18 protein-coding genes are annotated in these 19,133 nt (G+C 69.0%); 7 read left to right on the top strand and 11 right to left on the bottom strand.

The window, feature by feature from the left end; genetic code table 11:
* The first annotated feature begins 79 nt into the window (after positions 1-79).
* Positions 80-2,920 (top strand): EAL domain-containing protein, encoded by a 2,841-nt coding sequence (locus J3S89_RS21750; protein ID WP_217931908.1) that lies wholly within the window; start codon positions 80-82, stop codon positions 2,918-2,920.
* A 192-nt stretch (positions 2,921-3,112) separates the two neighbouring features.
* On the opposite strand, the gene J3S89_RS21745 is transcribed toward J3S89_RS21750, so the two are convergent.
* From J3S89_RS21745 to coxB, 8 genes are all read right to left on the bottom strand, one after another.
* Entirely contained in the window at positions 3,113-3,913 is an 801-nt protein-coding gene (locus J3S89_RS21745; protein WP_217931463.1) for an SURF1 family protein, read from the bottom strand.
* Positions 3,910-4,215, bottom strand: coding sequence for a DUF983 domain-containing protein (locus J3S89_RS21740; protein WP_420801583.1), 306 nt, complete (start codon positions 4,213-4,215; stop codon positions 3,910-3,912). Before J3S89_RS21740 ends, J3S89_RS21745 begins: the two co-directional genes overlap by 4 nt.
* A gap of 172 nt (positions 4,216-4,387) precedes the next feature.
* Positions 4,388-5,260 carry a cytochrome c oxidase subunit 3 gene (locus J3S89_RS21735; protein WP_217931461.1) on the bottom strand — a complete coding sequence of 291 codons (873 nt, stop codon included), beginning with the start codon at positions 5,258-5,260 and terminating at the stop codon, positions 4,388-4,390.
* Between the two features lie 20 nt (positions 5,261-5,280).
* On the bottom strand, positions 5,281-5,895 hold the full coding sequence (locus J3S89_RS21730) for a cytochrome c oxidase assembly protein (RefSeq protein ID WP_217931459.1): 615 nt from the start codon (positions 5,893-5,895) through the stop codon (positions 5,281-5,283).
* Positions 5,892-6,056 (bottom strand): hypothetical protein, encoded by a 165-nt coding sequence (locus J3S89_RS21725; protein ID WP_217931457.1) that lies wholly within the window; start codon positions 6,054-6,056, stop codon positions 5,892-5,894. The genes J3S89_RS21730 and J3S89_RS21725 overlap by 4 nt, the downstream gene beginning before the upstream one ends.
* A gap of 12 nt (positions 6,057-6,068) precedes the next feature.
* Positions 6,069-6,977: a heme o synthase gene (locus J3S89_RS21720; protein WP_217931455.1), complete on the bottom strand. Its 909-nt coding sequence runs from the start codon at positions 6,975-6,977 to the stop codon at positions 6,069-6,071.
* A 74-nt stretch (positions 6,978-7,051) separates the two neighbouring features.
* Positions 7,052-8,713, bottom strand: coding sequence for a cytochrome c oxidase subunit I (ctaD, locus tag J3S89_RS21715; protein WP_217931454.1), 1,662 nt, complete (start codon positions 8,711-8,713; stop codon positions 7,052-7,054).
* Positions 8,714-8,746: 33 nt separating this feature from the next.
* Complete coding sequence (gene coxB / locus J3S89_RS21710) at positions 8,747-9,646, bottom strand: cytochrome c oxidase subunit II (RefSeq protein ID WP_217931452.1); 900 nt, start codon at positions 9,644-9,646, stop codon at positions 8,747-8,749.
* Between the two features lie 409 nt (positions 9,647-10,055).
* On the opposite strand from coxB, the gene J3S89_RS21705 reads away from it, so the two are divergent.
* From J3S89_RS21705 to J3S89_RS21680, 6 genes are all read left to right on the top strand, one after another.
* Positions 10,056-10,598, top strand: a complete 543-nt coding sequence (locus J3S89_RS21705; protein ID WP_217931450.1) for an invasion associated locus B family protein — start codon at positions 10,056-10,058, stop codon at positions 10,596-10,598.
* 164 nt (positions 10,599-10,762) lie between these two features.
* Complete coding sequence (locus J3S89_RS21700; protein ID WP_217931448.1) at positions 10,763-11,536, top strand: hypothetical protein; 774 nt, start codon at positions 10,763-10,765, stop codon at positions 11,534-11,536.
* Entirely contained in the window at positions 11,533-11,832 is a 300-nt protein-coding gene (locus tag J3S89_RS21695; protein WP_217931447.1) for a hypothetical protein, read from the top strand. Before J3S89_RS21700 ends, J3S89_RS21695 begins: the two co-directional genes overlap by 4 nt.
* A 111-nt stretch (positions 11,833-11,943) precedes the next feature.
* On the top strand, positions 11,944-13,371 hold the full coding sequence (gene tldD / locus J3S89_RS21690) for a metalloprotease TldD (protein WP_217931446.1): 1,428 nt from the start codon (positions 11,944-11,946) through the stop codon (positions 13,369-13,371).
* Positions 13,372-13,538: 167 nt separating this feature from the next.
* Positions 13,539-15,401: a monovalent cation:proton antiporter-2 (CPA2) family protein gene (locus tag J3S89_RS21685; protein ID WP_217931444.1), complete on the top strand. Its 1,863-nt coding sequence runs from the start codon at positions 13,539-13,541 to the stop codon at positions 15,399-15,401.
* A 432-nt stretch (positions 15,402-15,833) separates the two neighbouring features.
* Positions 15,834-16,055, top strand: coding sequence for a DUF2093 domain-containing protein (locus J3S89_RS21680; RefSeq protein ID WP_217931442.1), 222 nt, complete (start codon positions 15,834-15,836; stop codon positions 16,053-16,055).
* A 36-nt stretch (positions 16,056-16,091) separates the two neighbouring features.
* Here the strand turns inward: J3S89_RS21680 and lpxK are convergent, their stop codons facing one another.
* From lpxK to J3S89_RS21665, 3 genes are read right to left on the bottom strand one after another with little or no spacing between them, the layout of a single operon-like run.
* Positions 16,092-17,123 (bottom strand): tetraacyldisaccharide 4'-kinase, encoded by a 1,032-nt coding sequence (lpxK, locus tag J3S89_RS21675; protein ID WP_217931441.1) that lies wholly within the window; start codon positions 17,121-17,123, stop codon positions 16,092-16,094.
* Positions 17,120-18,421 (bottom strand): 3-deoxy-D-manno-octulosonic acid transferase, encoded by a 1,302-nt coding sequence (locus J3S89_RS21670; protein WP_217931439.1) that lies wholly within the window; start codon positions 18,419-18,421, stop codon positions 17,120-17,122. The genes lpxK and J3S89_RS21670 overlap by 4 nt, the downstream gene beginning before the upstream one ends.
* Positions 18,414-19,115 (bottom strand): lysophospholipid acyltransferase family protein, encoded by a 702-nt coding sequence (locus J3S89_RS21665; RefSeq protein ID WP_217931437.1) that lies wholly within the window; start codon positions 19,113-19,115, stop codon positions 18,414-18,416. Before J3S89_RS21665 ends, J3S89_RS21670 begins: the two co-directional genes overlap by 8 nt.
* Positions 19,116-19,133 lie beyond the last annotated feature (18 nt).

Here is a 19,133-nt window from a genome sequence, read left to right as displayed (position 1 = left end):
CGTGCGTCGGAAGCGCGCGGGAGGTGGGAAGGACGATTCCTTGAAGGGACTGCGCGCGGCTCTCCTCGTGCTCGTGGCGATGCTGTCGATGGTGTTCGCGCACGATCGCGCCTTCGCCGTGGAGGCCATCACGGTGCCGTTCGACGTGCCGGCGCTCGACCTCACCCATGCGGTCGAGCTGCGGGCCAACGCCGGCGATCGTCTCCAAGTCTCGACCGCGCCAGGCCCGGACGGCATCGTCCGCCGCATCGAGGTGCGCTCGACCCAGTCCGGCGACACCGATTGGGTCGTCTTCGCGCTGAAGAACAATTCCGACGAGCAGATCGACCGGCTCATCGTCGCGCCCTTCTTCCGCCTCGCCGGCTCCGGCGTCCTCGCCCCCGATCTCGGCTCCTCGCGCATCGCCTCGATCTCGACCTCTCAAGGCCTCGCGCCGGAGCGGCAGGCCAATGCCGAGGCCGACGTCTTCCTGGTGACGCTCGATCCGCGCACCGTCGTCACCGTGGTGATGGAGCTGCGCTCGCCGCGTCTCCCGAAGCTCGTCCTGTGGGAACCCGACGCCTACAAGGACAGCGTCAACGCCTACACGCTCTTCCGCGGCATCATCCTCGGCATTTCCGGCCTCTTGGCGCTGTTCCTGACCATCCTCTTCGTGGTCAAGGGCTCGGCCATGTTCCCGGCGACGGCGGCGATGGCCTGGGCGGTGCTGGCCTATCTGTGCATCGACTTCGGCTTCTGGGACAAGTTGTTCCGCCTCCAGTCGGGCGCCGATCAGGTTTATCGGGCCGGCGCCGAGGTGATGCTGGCGACGACGCTGGTGGTGTTCCTCTACGCCTATCTCAACCTCAACCGATGGCACGTCAGCTACTCGCACATGGTGGCGGCGGCGGTTCTGGTGCTGCTCGGCCTGCTCGGCGTGGCGGTGGTCGATCCCGGCATCGCCGCCGGCGTGGCGCGCGTCGCCCTCGGCGTCCTCGCGGTGATCGGCGCCGGGCTCATCGCCTGGCTCGCCGCTCATCGCTACGACCGCGCCATCATGCTGATCCCGACCTGGATCCTCTTGATCGCCTGGCTGATGGCGGCGGGTCTCACCGTTTCCGGCGGCATCGACAACGACGCGGTCCAGCCGGCGCTCGCCGCCGGTCTGGTGCTGATCGTCATGCTGATCGGCTTCACGGTGATGCAGCATGCCTTCGCCGGCGGTGTCGTCGCCCAGGGCGCGACCGGCGAGACCGAGCGCCGGGCGCTCGCCCTGGTCGGCTCCGGCGACATGGTCTGGGATTGGGACGTGCTGCGTGATCACATCTGGGCGAGCCCCGAGGTCGAGGATCTCCTCGGCGTCGAGCCCGGCACGCTCGAGAGCGCCGCGCGCGACTGGCTGGAGATCCTCCACCCCAAGGACCGCGACCCGTTCCGCTCGACCCTCGACGCGGTGGTCGAGCAGCGCCGCGGCCGGGTCTCGGTGACCTTCCGTCTGCGCGCCCGCGACGGCCATTTCCGCTGGTTCAAGCTGCGCGCCCGGCCGGTGATCGGCTCCGACGGCGAGGTGGTGCGCTGCGTCGGCACGCTGCTCGACGAGACCGACATCCACAACGCCGAGGAACGGCTGCTGCACGATGCCGTCCACGACAATCTGACCGGCCTGCCCAATCGCGAACTGTTCTTCGACCGCATCTCCTCGGCGATCGTCCGCGCCCGCGCCGAGGGCATCGGCCGCCCGTCGATCATCATCGTCGACATCGACCGCTTCAAGAACGTCAACGACAGCCTGGGGCTTTCGATCGGCGATTCGATGCTGTTGACGGTCGCCCGCCGTCTCGCCCGCCAGATGAAGCCGCAGGACACGCTCGCCCGCATCGACGGCGATCAGTTCGGCGTCGTGGTGATCTCGGAGAATGAGCCGGAGCGCATCGCCGCCTTCGCCGACGGCATCCGCCGCGCCCTGAAGACGCCGATCACGCTCGGAGACCGCGAGGTCTTCCTCACCACCTCGATCGGCGTGGCGATCTGGGACGTGGCGTCGAAGAAGGAGGACGATCTCGTCAAGGACGCCGAGATCGCCATGTATCACGCCAAGCGCCTCGGCGGCGACCGCATCGAGGTGTTCCGCCCCTCCTTGCGCCAGCACGCGGTCGACACGCTGGCGATCGAGAGCGATCTGCGCCGCGCCCTCGAGCGCGAGGAGATCAAGGTCCTGTTCCAGCCGATCATCCGCCTCGCCGACGAGAGCATCGCCGGCTTCGAGGCGCTGGTGCGCTGGGATCACCCGAAGCGCGGCCGCCTCGGCGCCGGCGAGTTCATCTCGATCGCCGAGCGCTCCGGCCTGATCATCCCGCTCGGCCTCCTGGTGCTCGAGAAGGCGGCGCGCCAGCTGGCGGCGTGGCAGGAGGAATTCGGCGCCGATCTCGGCATCTTCACCTCGGTCAACGTGTCGAGCCGTCAGCTCCTACGCCACGACCTCATCAACGACGTCAAGGCGGTGCTCAGCCGGGTCGACGTGACGCGCGGCACGCTCAAGATCGAGGTCACCGAGAGCCTCGTCATGGAGAACCCGGAATACGCCGCCAAGGTGCTGGAGCGGATCAAGGAGCTCGGCGCCAGCCTCGCTCTCGACGACTTCGGCACCGGCTATTCCTCCCTCGCCTATCTCCAGCGCTTCCCCTTCGACAGCATCAAGATCGACCAGTCCTTCGTGCGCGGTGCCTCCAAGGAGCAGCCGGTGCTGTTGCGCTCGATCGTCTCGCTCGCCCACGACCTCGGCATGGACGTGATCGCGGAAGGAGCCGAGACCCGCGCCGACGTCGAGATGCTGATGGCGCTCGGCTGCGAATGCGCTCAAGGGTTCGCCTATGGCGAGGCGATGTCCGGCGAGGAGGCCCGCCGCCTCCTCGGCCGCTCGATGCGCACCGCCGCCCAGTGAGGTACAGGTGACGTAGGGTGCAATAGGCGAAGCCGTATTGCACCATTCGGCGCTCCCACCGGATCGCCGATCGCGCCCGAGCTCGTTGCGAGAGGGGCACGGCCCACCGGGGGCGCCGCTCGACGATGGGCATCGGCTCGGACGGTGCAATACGCTTCGCTATTGCACCCTACGGTCATCCGTTTGCCGCGTTCACCGTGTCGGCCCTGTCCGCCGCCGCTCCGCCCGGACCCGCGCGGTGAACACCCCGACCGCGGCGATCGCCAGTCCATACCACGTCAGCGCGTAGCCGAGATGGTTGTCGGAAAAGGAGAGCCGCGTCTCGCCCGCCTGCGGCAGACCCGAGGGCGGGGTGGCACCGACGCCGGCGTCGATCGTATAGGGCAGGGTCCGGTCGACCGGCAATCCGAACGCCGCCGACAACCGGAGCGGATCGCGCACGAACCATTCGTTCTTGGCCGGAACGTCGTCGGGGGTGAAGGCCCCGCGCGGCTCGGGCGGGCGCGCCAGACCCTCGATGGTCACGTCGCGGGTCGGATCGGCCGGGGTTTCCCGGCCGAGCCGATCGAGCGGCACGAAGCCGCGATTGATCCAGACGATCGTCCCGTCGGCGCGCCTCAACGGGGTCATCACCCATTGCCCCGGCCCGCCGAAGGCGCCACGCGGCTCGCCGAGCAGCGCCTGGACATGGGCCTCTGCGCCGGCGAGCCAGCGGCCCGTGACCCGCACCACCGTATAGTCGAGCGCCGCCGGATCGTGCGCGAGCGCGGCGTCGAGACCGGGGGCGGGGATCGCGGGCGCGCTCGCCCGCGCGGTCACGGTGGCGATCAACGCATGTTTCCAGGCGAGACGCTGCACCTGCCAGGTGCCGAGGCCGATCAGGCAGAGGGTCGCGACCGCGGTCGCGGCCCCGGCGAGCACGAGCCCGCTCCGCGGGGTCGCGGTGGAGGGCGCCGGCAGCGCGACCCGGCCGCTCGCCCGGCTCGCCGTCACGGCGCGTCCTCCGACGGCGGCGGCGGCGTTGCGAGCCGGCCCTCGCGGGCGCGATGGCGATATTGCAGGGCGATCATCAGCGCCTTGGCCGGCCGCAACAGGCCGAGCGACAGGATCAGGGTCAGCGGCAGCCACAGGACCGCGTGCACCCAATAGGGCGGCGAGACCTTCACCTCGGTGACGAGCGCCGCCACCACGACCACGAAGCCGACGATCAGGATGATGAAGACCGCCGGCCCGTCGCCGGAATCGACGAAGCGCGTGTCGAGCCCGCAGGCTCGGCAGCGCGCCGTCGGCGTCAGGAACCCGTCGAAGAGCGGCCCCTCGCCGCAGCGCGGGCATCGCGACAGGAGCGCGACGCGGGCGAGGCCGGCGGCGGGGCGTTCAGGGGGCGTCGTGTGCGTCTCGACTGCGATGATGACGTCCTCCGCCGGCGGGGAGGTTCCCCACGCCGGCTCTCTCGTTGGTTCGCGACTAGTGAGCGCCGGCGACGCCGCGCCCGAACACGTAGATGCAGACGAACAGGAACAGCCACACCACGTCGACGAAGTGCCAGTACCAGGTCGCCGCCTCGAAGCCGAAATGCTGCTTCGGCGTGAAGTGGCCCTTGTTGGCGCGGATCAGGCAGATCGCGAGAAAGATCGTGCCGACGATCACGTGGAAGCCGTGGAACCCGGTCGCCATGAAGAAGGCGGCGCCGTAGATCGAGCCGGAGAAGCCGAAATGGGCGTGGCTGTATTCATAGGCCTGGAGGCAGGTGAAGAGGAAGCCGAGCACCACGGTCACGCTCAGGCCCTGGCGCAGGCCCTGGCGATCACCCTCGAGCAGCGCGTGATGGGCCCAGGTCACGGTGGTTCCGGAGAGGAGCAGGATCAGCGTGTTGAGGAGCGGCAGATGCCACGGGTCGAAGGTCTCCACCCCGTGCGGCGGCCACACCCCGCCGGTGAAGGCGGTGCGCATCACCTGCTTGACGTCGTCGGGGTAGAAGGCCGCGTCGAACCACGCCCAGAACCACGCCACGAAGAACATCACCTCCGAGGCGATGAACAGGATCATGCCGTAGCGCAGATGGAGCGACACGACCGGCGTGTGGTGACCGCCGTTGGCCTCCTTCACCACGTCGGCCCACCAGCCGTACATGGTGTAGAGCACCAGCGCGAGCCCGGCGAGGAACAGCCACGGATTGGCGAGATCGACGCCGCCCAGCTCGAGGTGCTCCCCCATCCGCCAGCGGAACAGGCCGATCGCCCCGATCGCCGTGACGAAGGCCCCGACCGAAGCCGTCAACGGCCACGGGCTCGGATCCACGATGTGGTAGGCGTGATTGCGGCCGTGTGCCTCTGCCATGGGTCGATCCCTCGCGGTCGTCAGGTCTTCGGTGCGCTCGTCACCGCCCGGCCCGCCGTCTCGGGCGCGTCGGGGGCGGTGAAGAACGTGTAGGAGAGCGTCAGGCCGGCGAGGCCCTTGACGTTCTTGTCGTGGTCGAGATCGCGATCGACCCAGAAGGTCACCGGCGCCTCGATCACCTGGCCCGGCTCCAACACCTGTTCGGTGAAGCAGAAACAGGCGAGTTTGGTGAAGTAGTAGGCCGCCAGCGGCGGCGTCACGTTGAAGGTGGCGACGCCGCGCGTGCGCTTGTCCGAGCGGTTCTCGATGCGGAAGGCGACGGTCACCGTCTCGCCGAGCCGCACGTCGACCGACGGCACGTCGGGCGTGAAGGTCCAGGGCAGACCGCCGTTCACGTTGGTGTCGAACCGCACCTCGATCGACCGTCCGAGCGCCTCCTCCGGGGCTTTGGTCGCCACCGTCGGGGTGCCGCCGTAGCCGGTGGTCGCGCAGAACCAGCGATAGAACGGCACCGCCGCGAAGGCCGCGCCGAGCATGCCGAAGGTCAGCCCCGCCAGCACCACGGCCACGCGCCCGTTGCCGCGCGCGGTCGCCCGCGCCGGTCGGCTCGAGGGCGTGGCGCGGGGCTCGGTCATGACAACCCCGGCAGCTTGAGGCCGAGCTTGGCCATGGTGGTCAGGTAGAACAGCACGACCAGCGCCGCGAGCACGAAGCCGATCGCCCGATTGCGGGCGCGCCGAGCGGAGAGCTCGGCTTCGCTCGGAACATGGCCCTGGGGCGGGGGAACGTGGATCATCGGCGGCCTCCCTCAGGCGAAGAGACGTTCGGCGGCGATCACCGCGAACAGCGTGGCGAGCCACAGGATCGAGAAGCCGAAGAGGCGCCCGCAGGCGAGGCGCGCGGCCGGCCCCTCGCGCCGGACGAAGACCATCGCCGCCAACGCGACGAAGACGATCCCGCCGACGGCCGCGGTGGCGCCGTAGATCGGCCCGGCGAAGCCGAGGAACCACGGCAGCAGGCCGGTCGGCGCCAGCGCCAGCGAATAGGCGAGGATCCGCCGCCGGGTGACGTCCGGACCCATCACCACCGGCAGCATCGGCACGCCGGCGCGGGCATAGTCGTCGGACTTCAGGAGCGCCAGCGCCCAGAAGTGCGGCGGCGTCCACACGAAGATGATGGTGAAGAGCACCAGCGGCGCCACGTCGAGCGAGCCCGTCGCCGCCGTCCAGCCGACCACCGGCGGCAGCGCGCCGGCGGCGCCGCCGATGACGATGTTCTCCACCGTCCGCCGCTTCAGGATCATCGAATAGACGACCACGTAGAAGAGGATGGTGAAGGCGAGCAGGCCGGCCGCGAACCAGTTGGCGGCGAGCCCGAGCAGCAGAACCGAGAACACCGAGAGCCCCGTGCCGAAGGCGAAGGCCTCGTCGCGGGTGACGCGTCCGCCCGGGATCGGCCGGTTGCGGGTCCGCGACATGACCGCGTCGATGTCGGCGTCCCACCATTGATTGAGCGCGCCGGAAGCCCCGGCCCCGAGCGCGATGGCGAGCAGGGCGACCGCGTCGAGGATCGGGTGGATCCGGTGCGGCGCCAGGATCATGCCGACCAGCGCGGTGAAGATCACCAGCGACATGACACGCGGCTTCAGAAGCGCCCAATAGTCGGCGGGCGCGGCGAGCGAGAGCCTGGATCGCGTCTGGAGTCCGATGTCGGTCATGCGGTCGTCCCGTCTTCCGTTTCGATCGGCGAAGGAGAGCGGGGGCCCGAGGGCGCCCGCTCCCTACCGTTCCCTCAGTGCCCGTCGTCGGCGGCGATCACCGGCAGCGTGTCGAACTGGTGGTAGGGCGGCGGCGAGGAGAGCGTCCATTCGAGCGTGGTGGCGCCCTCGCCCCACGGATTGTCGCCGGCCGGGATCTTGCGCATGAACGCCTGCGCCACGCCGAAGAAGAAGATCAGAACCGACAGGCCCGAGATGTAGGAGCCGATCGAGGAGACGAAATTCCAACCGGCATAGGCGTCGGGATAGTCGGCGTAGCGGCGCGGCATCCCGGCGAGACCGAGGAAGTGCTGCGGGAAGAAGATCATGTTGACGCCGACGAAGGCGACCCAGAAGTGCAGCTTGCCGACGAACTCCGAATACATGTAGCCGCTCATCTTCGGGAACCAGTAGTACCAGGCCGCGAAGATCGCGAAGACGGCGCCGAGCGACAGCACGTAGTGGAAGTGGGCGACCACGAAATAGGTGTCGTGCAACACGCGGTCGAAGCCGGCGTTGGAGAGCTGCACGCCGGTGACGCCGCCGATGGTGAAGAGGAAGATGAAGCCGATCGCGAACACCATCGGCGTCTTGAAGGTGATCGACCCGCCCCACATCGTCGCGATCCAGGAGAAGATCTTCACGCCCGTCGGCACCGCGATCACCATGGTCGCCGCGACGAAATAGGCCTGCGTGTCGACGTCGAGACCGACCGTGTACATGTGGTGCGCCCACACCACGAAGCCGACCACGCCGATCGCCACCATCGCATAGGCCATGCCGAGATAGCCGAAGATGGGCTTGCGCGAGAAGGTCGAGACGATGTGCGAGACGATGCCGAAGCCCGGCAGGATCAGGATGTAGACTTCCGGGTGTCCGAAGAACCAGAAGAGATGCTGGAACAGGATCGGATCGCCGCCGCCCTCCGGCTTGAAGAAGGTGGTGCCGAAGTTGCGGTCGGTGAGCAGCATGGTGATGCCGCCGGCCAGAACCGGGAGCGACAGCAGCAGCAGGAACGCCGTCACCAGCACCGACCACGCGAACAGCGGCATCTTGTGCAGCGTCATGCCCGGCGCGCGCATGTTGAAGATGGTGGTGATGAAGTTGATCGCGCCGAGGATCGACGAGGCGCCGGCGATGTGCAGCGACAGGATCGCGAAGTCCATCGCCGGGCCCGGCTGGCCGGTCGAGGACAGCGGCGGATAGATCGTCCAGCCACCGCCGACGCCGTTGCCGCCCGGCGGGCCCTCGACGAACATCGACAGGACCAGCAGCGTCAGCGCGGGCGGCAGCAGCCAGAACGAGATGTTGTTCATGCGCGGGAACGCCATGTCCGGCGCGCCGATCATGATCGGCACGAACCAGTTGGCGAAGCCGCCGATCAGCGCCGGCATCACCATGAAGAAGATCATGACGAGGCCGTGGGCGGTGGTGAACACGTTGAACTGGTGCGGATCGGTGAAGATCTGTAGGCCCGGGTTCTGCAGCTCCATGCGGATGCCGATCGACAGCACCCCGCCGACCACGCCGGCGAACATCGCGAAGATCAGATAGAGCGTGCCGATGTCCTTGTGGTTGGTCGAGAACAACCAACGCCGGATGCCGGACGGCGCGCCGTGATGCTCGTGATCGTGAGCCCCGTGCGCGGTTGCGCCTTCAATCGATTTGAGATGCGTGGAAACGTCGACATGGGCCATGAGCGGTCTCCTGGCGAGGCGGGCGCGGCCGGCTCAGCGAGCGGCGAGGCGAGTGTGTTCGGCGTCCGTGTCGACCATCGCGGCGAGACGGGCATAGGCGGCGTCGAGATCGCTCTTGGCGGTGTCGGCCCAGGCGGCGTATTGCGCCTCGGTGACGACGTGCAGCGCGATCGGCATGAAGGCGTGGTCGCGGCCGCACAGTTCCGAGCACTGGCCGTAGTAGAGGCCGGGCTTCTCGGCCTTGAACCAGGTCTCGTTGAGGCGGCCGGGCTCGGCGTCCATCTTCACGCCGAAGGAGGGCATCGCCCAGGAATGGATCACGTCGGCGGCGGTGATCTGCAGGCGCACGATCTTGCCGACCGGCACCACCACCTCGTTGTCGACCGACAGGAGGCGCGGCTGACGCACCGGATCCTTGCGCTTGGCCTCGTCGAGGATGACCGAATCGAAGCTGACCGGCTTGCCCTTGTCGGACTTGAGGTCGGTGTACTCGTAGCCCCAGTACCACTGGTAGCCCGTCACCTTGATCGTCATGTCCGAGGGCGGGATCACCACCTCCTCGTAGAGCAGGCGGAACGACGGGATCGCCAGCGCCACCAGGATCAGGATCGGTACGACCGTCCAGGCGACCTCGAGGCCGGTGTGATGGGTGGTGCGCGAGGGCACCGGATTGGCCTTGGCGTTGAACTTCACCATCACCGCGATCAGCAGCGCCAGCACGAACAGCGTGATCGGGATCACGATCCAGAAGGTGAAGGCGGCGAAGGAATGGATGTGTTCGTGCACCAGCGTATTGGCCGGCTGCATGCCGATCTGCCACGGCTCGGCGCGCCCGTCGAGCGCCCAGGCGGGCGTCGCCACGACGGCGGCTGCGGTGGCGAGGCCGGCCGCGAACGACCGGCGCGGAGACGGCGAAACCGACGTCGACTGCATCACGCGACACCCCCTCGTCTCGTCGCCGGGCCGATCCCGCCCCCTCGGCGGGTGGTCGGCGCGCGACGTCGTATCCTCCGATGGATCGCGCCGTTTTCCCCCGAGCGCGATCGACCACGCTCGTTCGACGGCATGGTCTTCGATCGAAACGGTTCGATGTCCGTCTCTAATCGGTTCGTTAGGATGAGCACGGATCGTCGCATCTGGCAACCGTTCCATCAGGACTTCTCCTTATGCGAAATCGCATGGCGTCGCCCCGTCGGGCCCGCTCACGGAAGCGCCACGATCGCGGGCGAGAAAGCGGAAATCGGCCTATGGCGTCGTTCGCCGACGTCGGGCAACGTGAACGCATGATCGAACGAGCGATTCGCGCGAGGAATTTCCTCGCCGTCGCGAGGAGACGAACGAGATGACCGCGATGTCGCGTGTGGGATCCTTCCGTCGGCGCGCCGCCGTGAGCGCCACCGCTTCGGCCGTCGCCGCCCTGACGCTGGCGCTGGCCTGCGCCGGACCGGCCTTCGCGCAAGGGGCGGTCAAATCGTCGCATGGCGATTGGCAGGTCCGCTGCGACACCCCGCCGGGCGCCAAGGCCGAGCAGTGCGCCCTCATCCAGAACGTCACCGCCGAGGACCGGCCCAACGTCGGCCTCTCGGTGATCGTGCTGAAGACGGCCGACAAGAAGCAGAAGATCCTGCGCGTGCTGGCGCCCCTCGGCGTGCTGCTGCCGTCGGGTCTCGGCCTCAAGATCGACCAGACCGACGTCGGCCGCACCCCCTTCGTGCGCTGCCTGCCCAACGGCTGCATCGCCGAGGTGGTGATGGACGACAAGCTGATGGACCAGATGAAGACCGGCACCAACGCCACCTTCATCGTCTTCCAGACCCCGGAAGAGGGCATCGGCATCCCGATCGCGCTCAAGGGCTTCTCCGAAGGCTTCGACAAACTGCCGTGAGGCCGCCGGCGCGTCCGGCGCCGCGATGCCGAGCGATTTCGAAGGCGGTGCCGAAAGGCGCCGCCTTTTTCGTCTTCTGCAACCGAAAGGATACGACTCGGGCGCCATGTTCGCATTCGGCGCGCGATCCTCGGCGCCGGCCGACGAACGATCGGAGCGATCCCATGCTGAGACGCGGCTTTCTCCTCGGGCTCCCGAGCGTCGGGCTGGCCCTCGCCGGCTGCGCGAAGGAGAGCCCGCCGCGAGCTCTGCTCTATCGGCTGACGATCACGGTCGACACGCCGGAAGGGCAGAAGGTCGGGTCGAGCGTCGCTCGGCTCTGGGTCGGTTTCGGCGATGGGCCGCTCGGCGGCATGGGGGCGCCGATCTTCTTCAACCTGAAGGGTGCGGCCACCGTCGTCGACCTCGGCCCGCGGGGCTATCTCCTCTGCCTGCTCTGGCGAGATGAACGCCGGAGAGGCAGCCCCGATCAGGAGGGGCTCCTGGTTCCCTTCACCGCCCGACCCTATCGGGATCGAAACATGAAGATGCCGCAGGCGATCGACGCCGTCGTCGAAGCGCGACCGAAGGTGTCGATCCCGCTGGCGAGCCTGCCGGCCCTGGTGCGTTTCCGCGATCCGAGCCAACCGTCGACGGCGGAATGGATCGACCCCGCCCATCTCGACGCGGCCTTCGGGCCCGGCGTGGCGATCGCGCGGGTGGACTACGAGATCCTGGGCAAGCCGCCGATGAAGCCCGGCGCAAAGCTGACCGACGAGATCGAGGTGCCGGAGATCACCGCCTCGATCGCCCGCCTTCAGGCGGTGATCCCTTGGATCAGGCTGTCGAGAGAGAAGATCGCCGAGATGGTCAAGGGAAGCGATCTGGAGCCTATGACCAAAAATTACAAGTATGGAAGAGACATAACCAAGGACAGTTACATCAGGAGTCCGCAATGAGCGCCGAATATACAGCTTATGAGAAGCTCATCCTCTCGCTGGCTTCGATGGACGCCTACAATCGAGCTGCTGCGCCGAGCGTCACGATGCCGACGGAGTCGATCGGACCGCTGACCGTCCTAACGGATTCGAACAAGAAGAACATCGGCAATCTCGCCACCGATGGATTCGCCGCCGTCGCCTATACCGTGGCGGGAACCGGCACCAGCCTCGACGGCAAGACGATCATCGCCTATCGCGGCACCGACAACCCCACCTTGGCCACCGACCCCGTGAAGGGGGTGAGCGACGTCTGAAGCGGCTGGACGATCGGCGCGGGTTATGCGCCCCCCTCGCAGGGCGCTCTCGCCATCTCCCCCTCGGCGCCCTAGATTGACGGTTCGACACAGAACCACCGAGGCGCCCCGATGTCCGATCCGACCGACCTGCTTGGCCAGTACGGCCTCGATCCCGAAGTCGCCCGCCGCATCACGGCCGGGGCGCTCGACGGGGCCGACGACGGCGAGCTCTATCTCGAATACGTCCAGTCGGAATCGCTCTCCTTCGACAATGGCCGCCTCAAGGGCGCAAGCTTCAACACCTCCCAAGGCTTCGGCCTGCGCGCCGTCACCGGCGAGCTCTCCGGCTTCGCCCATTCCGGCGAGATCTCCGAGGCCGCGCTGAAGCGCGCCGCCGACGCCGTCGGCGCGGTGCGCGGCGGCCGCTCCGGCACCTGGGCGGCGCCCCCGGCCAAGACCAACACGCGCCTCTACTCCGACGCCAATCCGATCGGCGAGCCGAGCTTCGACGAGAAGGTGAGGCTCCTCGCCGAGATCGACGCCTATGCCCGCGCGAGCGACCCGCGCGTGCGTCAGGTCTCCGCCTCGCTCGCCGCCTCGTGGAGCGTCGTCGAGATTCTGCGCCCGGACGGCTACCGCGTCCGCGACGTCCGCCCGCTCGTCCGCCTCAACGTCTCCGTGGTGACCGGGGAGGGCGATCGCCAGGAGGCCGGCTCGCACGGCTTCGGCGGCCGCGAGGGCTTCGCCCGTTTCGTCTCGCCCGACCGCTGGCGTTCCGCCGTCGACGAGGCGCTGCGTCAGTCGCTGGTCAATCTCGACGCCGTCGCGGCGCCGGCCGGCACCTTCGACGTGGTGCTCGGCCCCGGCTGGCCGGCGGTGCTGCTGCACGAGGCGATCGGCCACGGCCTCGAAGGTGACTTCAACCGCAAGAAGACCTCCGCCTTCGCCGGGCTGATGGGCAGCCGCGTCGCAGCCCCCGGCGTCACCATCGTCGACGACGGCACGCTCCCCGACCTGCGCGGCTCGCTCTCCTTCGACGACGAGGGCACGCCCACCCAGTGCACCACCCTGATCGAGGACGGCATCCTCGTCGGCTACATGCAGGATCGCCAGAACGCCCGCCTGATGGGCGTCGCGCCGACCGGCAACGGTCGCCGCCAATCCTACGCCCATGCACCGCAAGTTCGCATGACGAATACATATATGAAGGCCGGGACGATGGACCCGGCCGAGATTCTGGCCTCGGTGAAGGACGGCATCTATGCGGTCAATTTCGGCGGCGGTCAGGTCGACATCACCTCCGGCAAATTCGTCTTCGAATGCACCGAGGCCTACAGAATCGAGAACGGCCGGATCGGCCCGGCGGTCAAGGGCGCCATGCTGATCGGCAACGGCGCCGACGCACTGACGCGGGTGAAGATGATCGGCGACGATCTGAGGCTCGATCCCGGCGTCGGCACCTGCGGCAAGGGCGGTCAGGGCGTGCCGGTCGGCGTGGGACAGCCGACGCTGCGCCTCGACGGGCTCACCGTCGGCGGCACCGAGGCGCGACGCTGACGTGACATTCGCGCCACGGTGAAACGCTACCGTGGCGTTCGTCGCGCGCCGCCGCGTGCCTCGCCTTTTCCCTGCCACATCGCCTCGCCAGTCTCGGTGCATCGCAACATCGAGACGGCGCGCCTCGCGCCCGGCCTCCGCCACGGCGGCCGATCTGGAGAAACCGCATGGCCGTGGACGTCGGCGTCACGACCCTCGCCACAACCGTACCCTTCGCGGCGCCGCTGCTTCTGATCGGCGCGGCGATGGTGATGGTGCCGGTCTTCAAGCGGCTCGGCCTCGGCTCGGTGCTCGGTTATCTGACCGCGGGCGTCCTGATCGGCCCGGCCGCGCTCGGCTTCTTCTCCGATCCGGCCGAGATCATGCATTTCGCCGAACTCGGCATCGTGCTGTTCCTGTTCCTGATCGGCCTGTCGTTGAAGCCGTCGCGCCTGTGGGCGATGCGCCGCGACATCTTCGGCCTCGGCCTCGCTCAGATCGTCGTCACCGCCGCCGCCATCTCCTTCTTCGGCATTCAGCTGTTCGATCTGCCGTGGAAGGGCGCGCTGGTCGCCGGCGTCGGCCTCGCGCTCTCCTCGACCGCGCTGGTGATGCAGATGCTCGAGGAGAAGGGCGAGACCCAGAGCCTGTTCGGGCGCAAGGCCTTCGCCATCCTTCTGATGCAGGACCTCGCCATCGTCCCCCTGCTGGCCTTGTTGCCGCTCCTGTCGCCGCAGCCGGTCCATGGCGGACCGAGCCTCGGCGTCGCCGTCGCCGAGGTGGTCGGGGCGGTCGCGGTGGTGGTCGGCGTCGGGCGCTGGCTGCTCAATCCGCTCTTCCGCCTCCTCGCCGCCTCCGGCGCCCGCGAGATCATGACCGCCGCCGCGCTCTTCGTGGTGATCGGCGCGGCGAGCCTCGTCTCGCTGGTCGGCCTCTCGATGGCGACGGGCGCCTTTCTCGCCGGGGTGATGCTGGCGGAATCGAACTTCCGCAATCAGCTCCAGGTCGACATCGAGCCCTTCCGTGGGCTCCTTCTCGGCCTCTTCTTCATGTCGGTCGGCATGACCATCGACCTGAAGGTGGTCGCCGAATATTGGGACCAGATGCTGGAAGGCCTGATCGCGCTGGTGATCGTCAAGGTCCTGGCGCTCTGGCTGGTCGCCCGCCTCGCGCGCGTCCCCCATGCCGATGCCGTTCGCGTCGCCTTCTTCCTCGCCCAGGGCGGTGAATTCGGCTTCGTGCTCTATTCGGCCGCGGTCGGGTCCGGCGCCATGCCGGCGGTGCTCGGCTCGGTGTTGATCACCGTGGTGACGCTGTCGATGGCGCTGACCCCGCTGGTGGTCGCCGCCGTGCCGCTGTTCCTGCCCAAGAAGCCGGAGAAGAAGATCGAGGAGGACTATTCCGACGCCACCGGCTCGGTGGTCCTGATCGGCTTCGGCCGCTTCGGCCAGATCCTCAGCCAGCTCCTGCTCGCCGAGGGGATCGATCTGACCATCATCGACAAGGATCCGTCGATGATCCGCTCCGCCGGCCGCTTCGGCTTCCGCATCTTCTACGGCGACGGCACCCGCCTCGACGTGTTGCGCTCGGTCGGCGCCGACCGCGCCAAGGTCGTGGTGGTGGCGACCGAACAGACGGCGGTCACCAATCGCATCGTCGAACTGGTCAAGGCCGAGTTCCCGCTCGCCAAGGTCTTCGCGCGGGCCTTCGACCGCGCCCATGCCCTGACGCTGCTCGACCGCAACGTCGACTTCCAGGTCCGCGAGACCTACGAATCGGCGATCCTCGCCGGCCGCGAGACCCTGCTCGCCCTCGGTCTCGACGCCGAACGCGCCCGCACCATCGAGGAGGACGTCCGCCGTCGCGATCTCGCCCGCCTCGCCCTCGAGCAGACCGACGGCCCCACCGCCGGCGCGGCGCTGATGCATCAGCGCCCGCCGCCGCGCCCCGAGCCCCTCAATCCGCCCCGCCGCACCGCGCGCCCGCTCTCCGACGCGACCGAGGAGGTCGCCCACGAGGATCCGGAGCCGGCCACCGCGAGTGGCATTTGAGCAACAGGTCGAGAATTATGCGACAGGGGGAACGTCGAGCGAATCGTCTTGGATTCGAAGGGGATTCTTTCTCGGATCCGACGTGCTAGTCTCCGATTCGCAACTCTTTCCAGGGGGACTACCCAATGAAGACCGTTCGTATCGTCGTTCTCGCCCTCGTCGCCGCCGCCGGCCTCTCCGTCGCCGGCTGCGCCAAGGCCCCGGCTCCGGCCCCGGCCGTCGTCAAGGGCTGATCGTTCGCGGCGAGGCGTGTTCCGGGTCCGCCCGGCACGCCTTTCGCGACGACGTCGCCTCATGGAAGATTTCATCTTCCCGAAACGGTGCCGGCGGTGACGTCGGCGCCGTTTTTTGCGTTTTCGCCCATGCCCTCGATCGTGTAAGACATGTCGGGAGGCGGCCGGAGCCGTCTCCTTCGAGGATCCACACACGCTCATGAACCGTTTCGAAAATCCGCGCCGTGGCGGCGAAGCCCAGATTCGCTATCTCGACGGCGACTTCCAGATCCTGGCCAACGGCAGCCACGTCACCTGCGCCGTGACCGGCGCCGTGATCCCGCTCGACGAGTTGCGCTACTGGAGCGTCGATCGTCAGGAGGCCTATGTCGACGCCGAGGCGTCGCTGCGCCGCCATCTCCAGGTCAACGGACGCGGCTGACCCGTCCCTCGCCGCGCCCCGGCAGGATCGTCCCGCTCACGCCGGACGTCGGTCGAGGCCGGCCATGGTCGCGCCGATCAGACGCACCAGCCCCTCGCCGTCGTCGAAGACGAGGGCGACGTCGAGCACTCGGGCGCCGCGCGCCAGCCGCGCGATCGGTCCGTCGGGAGCGTCGAGCCGGGCCGCGTCCTTGGCGGTGGTGACGAGATCGGCGTCGGCCGCCGCCGCCCGCTTCAGAAGATCGGCGGCCTCTCCGGCCGTATAGGGGTGGTGATCGGCGAAGGCGACGAAGTCGACCACCTGCGCGCCGCAGGCCGCGAGCGTCGCGGCGAATTTCCCCGGACGTCCGATCCCGGCGAAGGCGACCACTCGCCGCCCGGCCACCAGCTCCGGATCGAGCGGCGCGAGGTGCGCGTCGAACACCGGCAGCCCGCGCGCGGTCGCGGTCTCGATCAGCGCGAGGGTCGAGGGATGCGTGCCCTCGCCGCTGTCGACGATCACCAGCGCGTCGGCGCGCTCGATCTGGATCGCCAGCGGCGCCCGCAACGGCCCGGCCGGCATGACCCGCCCGTTGCCGAGGCCCGAGGCCCGATCGACCACCACCAACGACAGATCCTTGGCGAGGCGCGGGTTCTGGAACCCGTCGTCGAGCAGCACCAGATGGGCGCCGAGCCGCTCGGCGAGACGCGCGCCGGCGAGCCGGTCGCGGGAGACGATGGTGGTGGCGAGCCGGGCGTGCAGCAGCGCCTCGTCGCCGACGTCGCGGGCGCCGTGGTGGGCGAGATCGACCACCACCGGCCCCTCGAGCCGGCCGCCGTAGCCGCGCGTGACCACCATCGGCGTGAGCCCGCCCGCCCGAGCCATGCGGACCAGCGCTCCGACCGTCGGGGTCTTGCCGGCGCCGCCGACGGTGAAGTTGCCGACCGCGATCACCGGGATCGCCACCCGCCCGATCGGCGCGCGCCGCATCCGCGCGCCGGTCACCAGACCGTAGAGGCAGCCGAAGGGCGACAGGATCCGTGTCGCGCCGCAATCCTCGGCCCAGATCCGTGCCACCCAGCGGTTCATCCGTGTCGTCCTGTGTCTCGGGCGCGCTCGAGATGAGGCGCGAGCGCGGCGATGGTGCGGTCGAGCGCTCCGACCGAGGCCTCGACCACGTCGCGTGCCGCTCGGATCGATGCCTCGCGGCGCGGCGCGTCGTCGGAGAGCGCCACCACCTCGCGGGCGAGGCTCTCGGCGTCGGCGATCGCCGTGGCGCCGCCGCGCGCATCGAGATCGCGGTAGATCTCGGCGAAATTGTGGGTGGACGGCCCATGCAGGACGACGACGTCGAGACGCGCCGGCTCGATCGGGTTCTGCCCGCCGCGCGGACTGATCGATCCGCCGACGAAGGCGATCGGCGCCAGCCGGTAGACCAGCCCCATTTCGCCGATCGTATCGGCGAGATAGACGTCGGTGCGCGGCCCCGGCATCTCGCCGAGCGAGCGCGAGGCGACCTGGAGCCCCTGCTCGGCGAAATCGGCGCGCAACGCGTCGCCGCGCTCGGGATGGCGCGGCGCGATCACCGTGAGGAGATCCGGCATCTGCGCCCGCGCGGCGCGATGGGCCTCGATCGCCACCGCCTCCTCGCCCGGATGGGTGGAGGCGGCGAGCCAGGTGCGGCGCTCGCCGATCGCGCGCCGGAGCGCGGCGAGGGCATGCGGATCGTGGCGGAGCGGCGCCCCGTCGAACTTGAGATTGCCGGTGACCGCGACCGCGCCGACGCCGAGCGCGGCGAGCCGTTCGCCGTCGGCCGGCGCCTGCGCCAGGGCGGCGGTGAAGCGGCCGAAGAGGGCGCGCGGCAGCCCGTCGAGCCGCCGCCACCGGGCGAAGGAGCCTTCCGACATGCGCGCGTTGATCAGCACGAGGGGGACGGCGCGCCGGCTCACCCGCTCGATCGTGGTCGGCCAGATCTCCGATTCCACGAAGAGCGCCAGCCCCGGCCGCCAATGATCGAGGAACCGATCGAGGAACGGCGCCACGTCGAGCGGCACATATTGGTGAAAGGCACCCGCCGGCAGTCGCTCGACGGCGATCCGTGCCGAGGTCACCGTGCCGGTGGTCAGGAGAACGGCGAAGCCCGCCGCGGTCAGCCGCTCGATCAGCGCCAACACCGAGTTGGTCTCGCCGACGCTCGCCGCGTGGACCCACACCAGCGGGCCGTCGGGACGGGGCAGGCGCGGTCGGCCGAGCCGCTCGTGCCGTCGCGCCGGATCCTCCTTGCCGCGCCGGGTCCGCCGGTCGAGCACGATCGTCAGAGCCGGCGTCAGCAGGCGGCCGACGCCGCGCCAGACGACCAGGGCGAGTTCACCGAGGACGTCAGCCATCGTGGCCCCCGGCGCGTTCGTAGGCCCGGGTGAGCAGACGGTTCAAAGTGGTTTCGAGCTCCAGCCGCTTGGCCTCGATCATCGCCTCGTCGGCATCGGCCGGCACCGCGATCGGATCGGCGAAGACGGTGACGAAGCGGCCGAACGGCAGATTGAACGCCGCCCGGTCCCACGAACGCGCCATCCGCCGCCGCCGCGAGGTCACGGCGGCGAAGGGCAGGATCGGAACGCCGGAGCGCCGCGCCATCTGGATGATGCCCTCGCCCGCGATCTTGGCGGTCTTGGGCACGTCGGCGGTGATCATCACCGCCTTGCCGGCCTGGAGTGCCTTCAGCACCTCGACGAAACCGCGCACGCCGCCGCGCCGCGACACTTCCTCGCCGCTGCGCCCGCCCGAGGCGCGGATCGTCTCCGCCCCGAGCTTTTCCGCGACCAGCGCGTTGAGTTCGCCGTCGCGCGAGCGCGAGATCATCGCCGTCGGCCGCCAAGCCGGGGAGGGCACCACGAAGGGCACCATGAAATGCTCGCCGTGCCAGGTGGTGACGATCAGTGGGCGCGGGCCGTTCAGTCGCTCGATGAAGTCGGCCGGCTCGACGATCTTGCGGCAGGTCGTGTGGACCAACCGGAAATAGGCCGCGAGCAGGCTGGCCGCGACCTTTCGAAATCCGGATGTCGCCACCAGTTTCTTCAGCATGCGCCGGCTCCGAACACG

The organism is Pinisolibacter aquiterrae (assembly GCF_019160155.1).
GTDB classification, from domain to species: Bacteria; Pseudomonadota; Alphaproteobacteria; order Rhizobiales; family Ancalomicrobiaceae; genus Pinisolibacter; species Pinisolibacter aquiterrae.
Note: the sequence above shows the minus strand (reverse complement) of the source record. Positions and strands in the feature narration are given on the sequence as shown.

Bases quoted from the DNA above. Each gene is read 5' to 3' on its own strand.
- J3S89_RS21725 (WP_217931457.1), bottom strand. From the start codon at position 6,056: ATGATCCACGTTCCCCCGCCCCAGGGCCATGTTCCGAGCGAAGCCGAG.
- J3S89_RS21685 (WP_217931444.1), top strand. From the start codon at position 13,539: ATGGCCGTGGACGTCGGCGTCACGACCCTCGCCACAACCGTACCCTTC.
- J3S89_RS21750 (WP_217931908.1), top strand. From the start codon at position 80: ATGCTGTCGATGGTGTTCGCGCACGATCGCGCCTTCGCCGTGGAGGCC.
- J3S89_RS21665 (WP_217931437.1), bottom strand. From the start codon at position 19,115: ATGCTGAAGAAACTGGTGGCGACATCCGGATTTCGAAAGGTCGCGGCC.
- J3S89_RS21680 (WP_217931442.1), top strand. From the start codon at position 15,834: ATGAACCGTTTCGAAAATCCGCGCCGTGGCGGCGAAGCCCAGATTCGC.
- J3S89_RS21735 (WP_217931461.1), bottom strand. From the start codon at position 5,260: ATGGCAGAGGCACACGGCCGCAATCACGCCTACCACATCGTGGATCCG.
- coxB (WP_217931452.1), bottom strand. From the start codon at position 9,646: ATGCAGTCGACGTCGGTTTCGCCGTCTCCGCGCCGGTCGTTCGCGGCC.
- ctaD (WP_217931454.1), bottom strand. From the start codon at position 8,713: ATGGCCCATGTCGACGTTTCCACGCATCTCAAATCGATTGAAGGCGCA.
- J3S89_RS21705 (WP_217931450.1), top strand. From the start codon at position 10,056: ATGACCGCGATGTCGCGTGTGGGATCCTTCCGTCGGCGCGCCGCCGTG.
- tldD (WP_217931446.1), top strand. From the start codon at position 11,944: ATGTCCGATCCGACCGACCTGCTTGGCCAGTACGGCCTCGATCCCGAA.
- lpxK (WP_217931441.1), bottom strand. From the start codon at position 17,123: ATGAACCGCTGGGTGGCACGGATCTGGGCCGAGGATTGCGGCGCGACA.
- J3S89_RS21695 (WP_217931447.1), top strand. From the start codon at position 11,533: ATGAGCGCCGAATATACAGCTTATGAGAAGCTCATCCTCTCGCTGGCT.
- J3S89_RS21730 (WP_217931459.1), bottom strand. From the start codon at position 5,895: ATGACCGAGCCCCGCGCCACGCCCTCGAGCCGACCGGCGCGGGCGACC.
- J3S89_RS21720 (WP_217931455.1), bottom strand. From the start codon at position 6,977: ATGACCGACATCGGACTCCAGACGCGATCCAGGCTCTCGCTCGCCGCG.
- J3S89_RS21670 (WP_217931439.1), bottom strand. From the start codon at position 18,421: ATGGCTGACGTCCTCGGTGAACTCGCCCTGGTCGTCTGGCGCGGCGTC.
- J3S89_RS21700 (WP_217931448.1), top strand. From the start codon at position 10,763: ATGCTGAGACGCGGCTTTCTCCTCGGGCTCCCGAGCGTCGGGCTGGCC.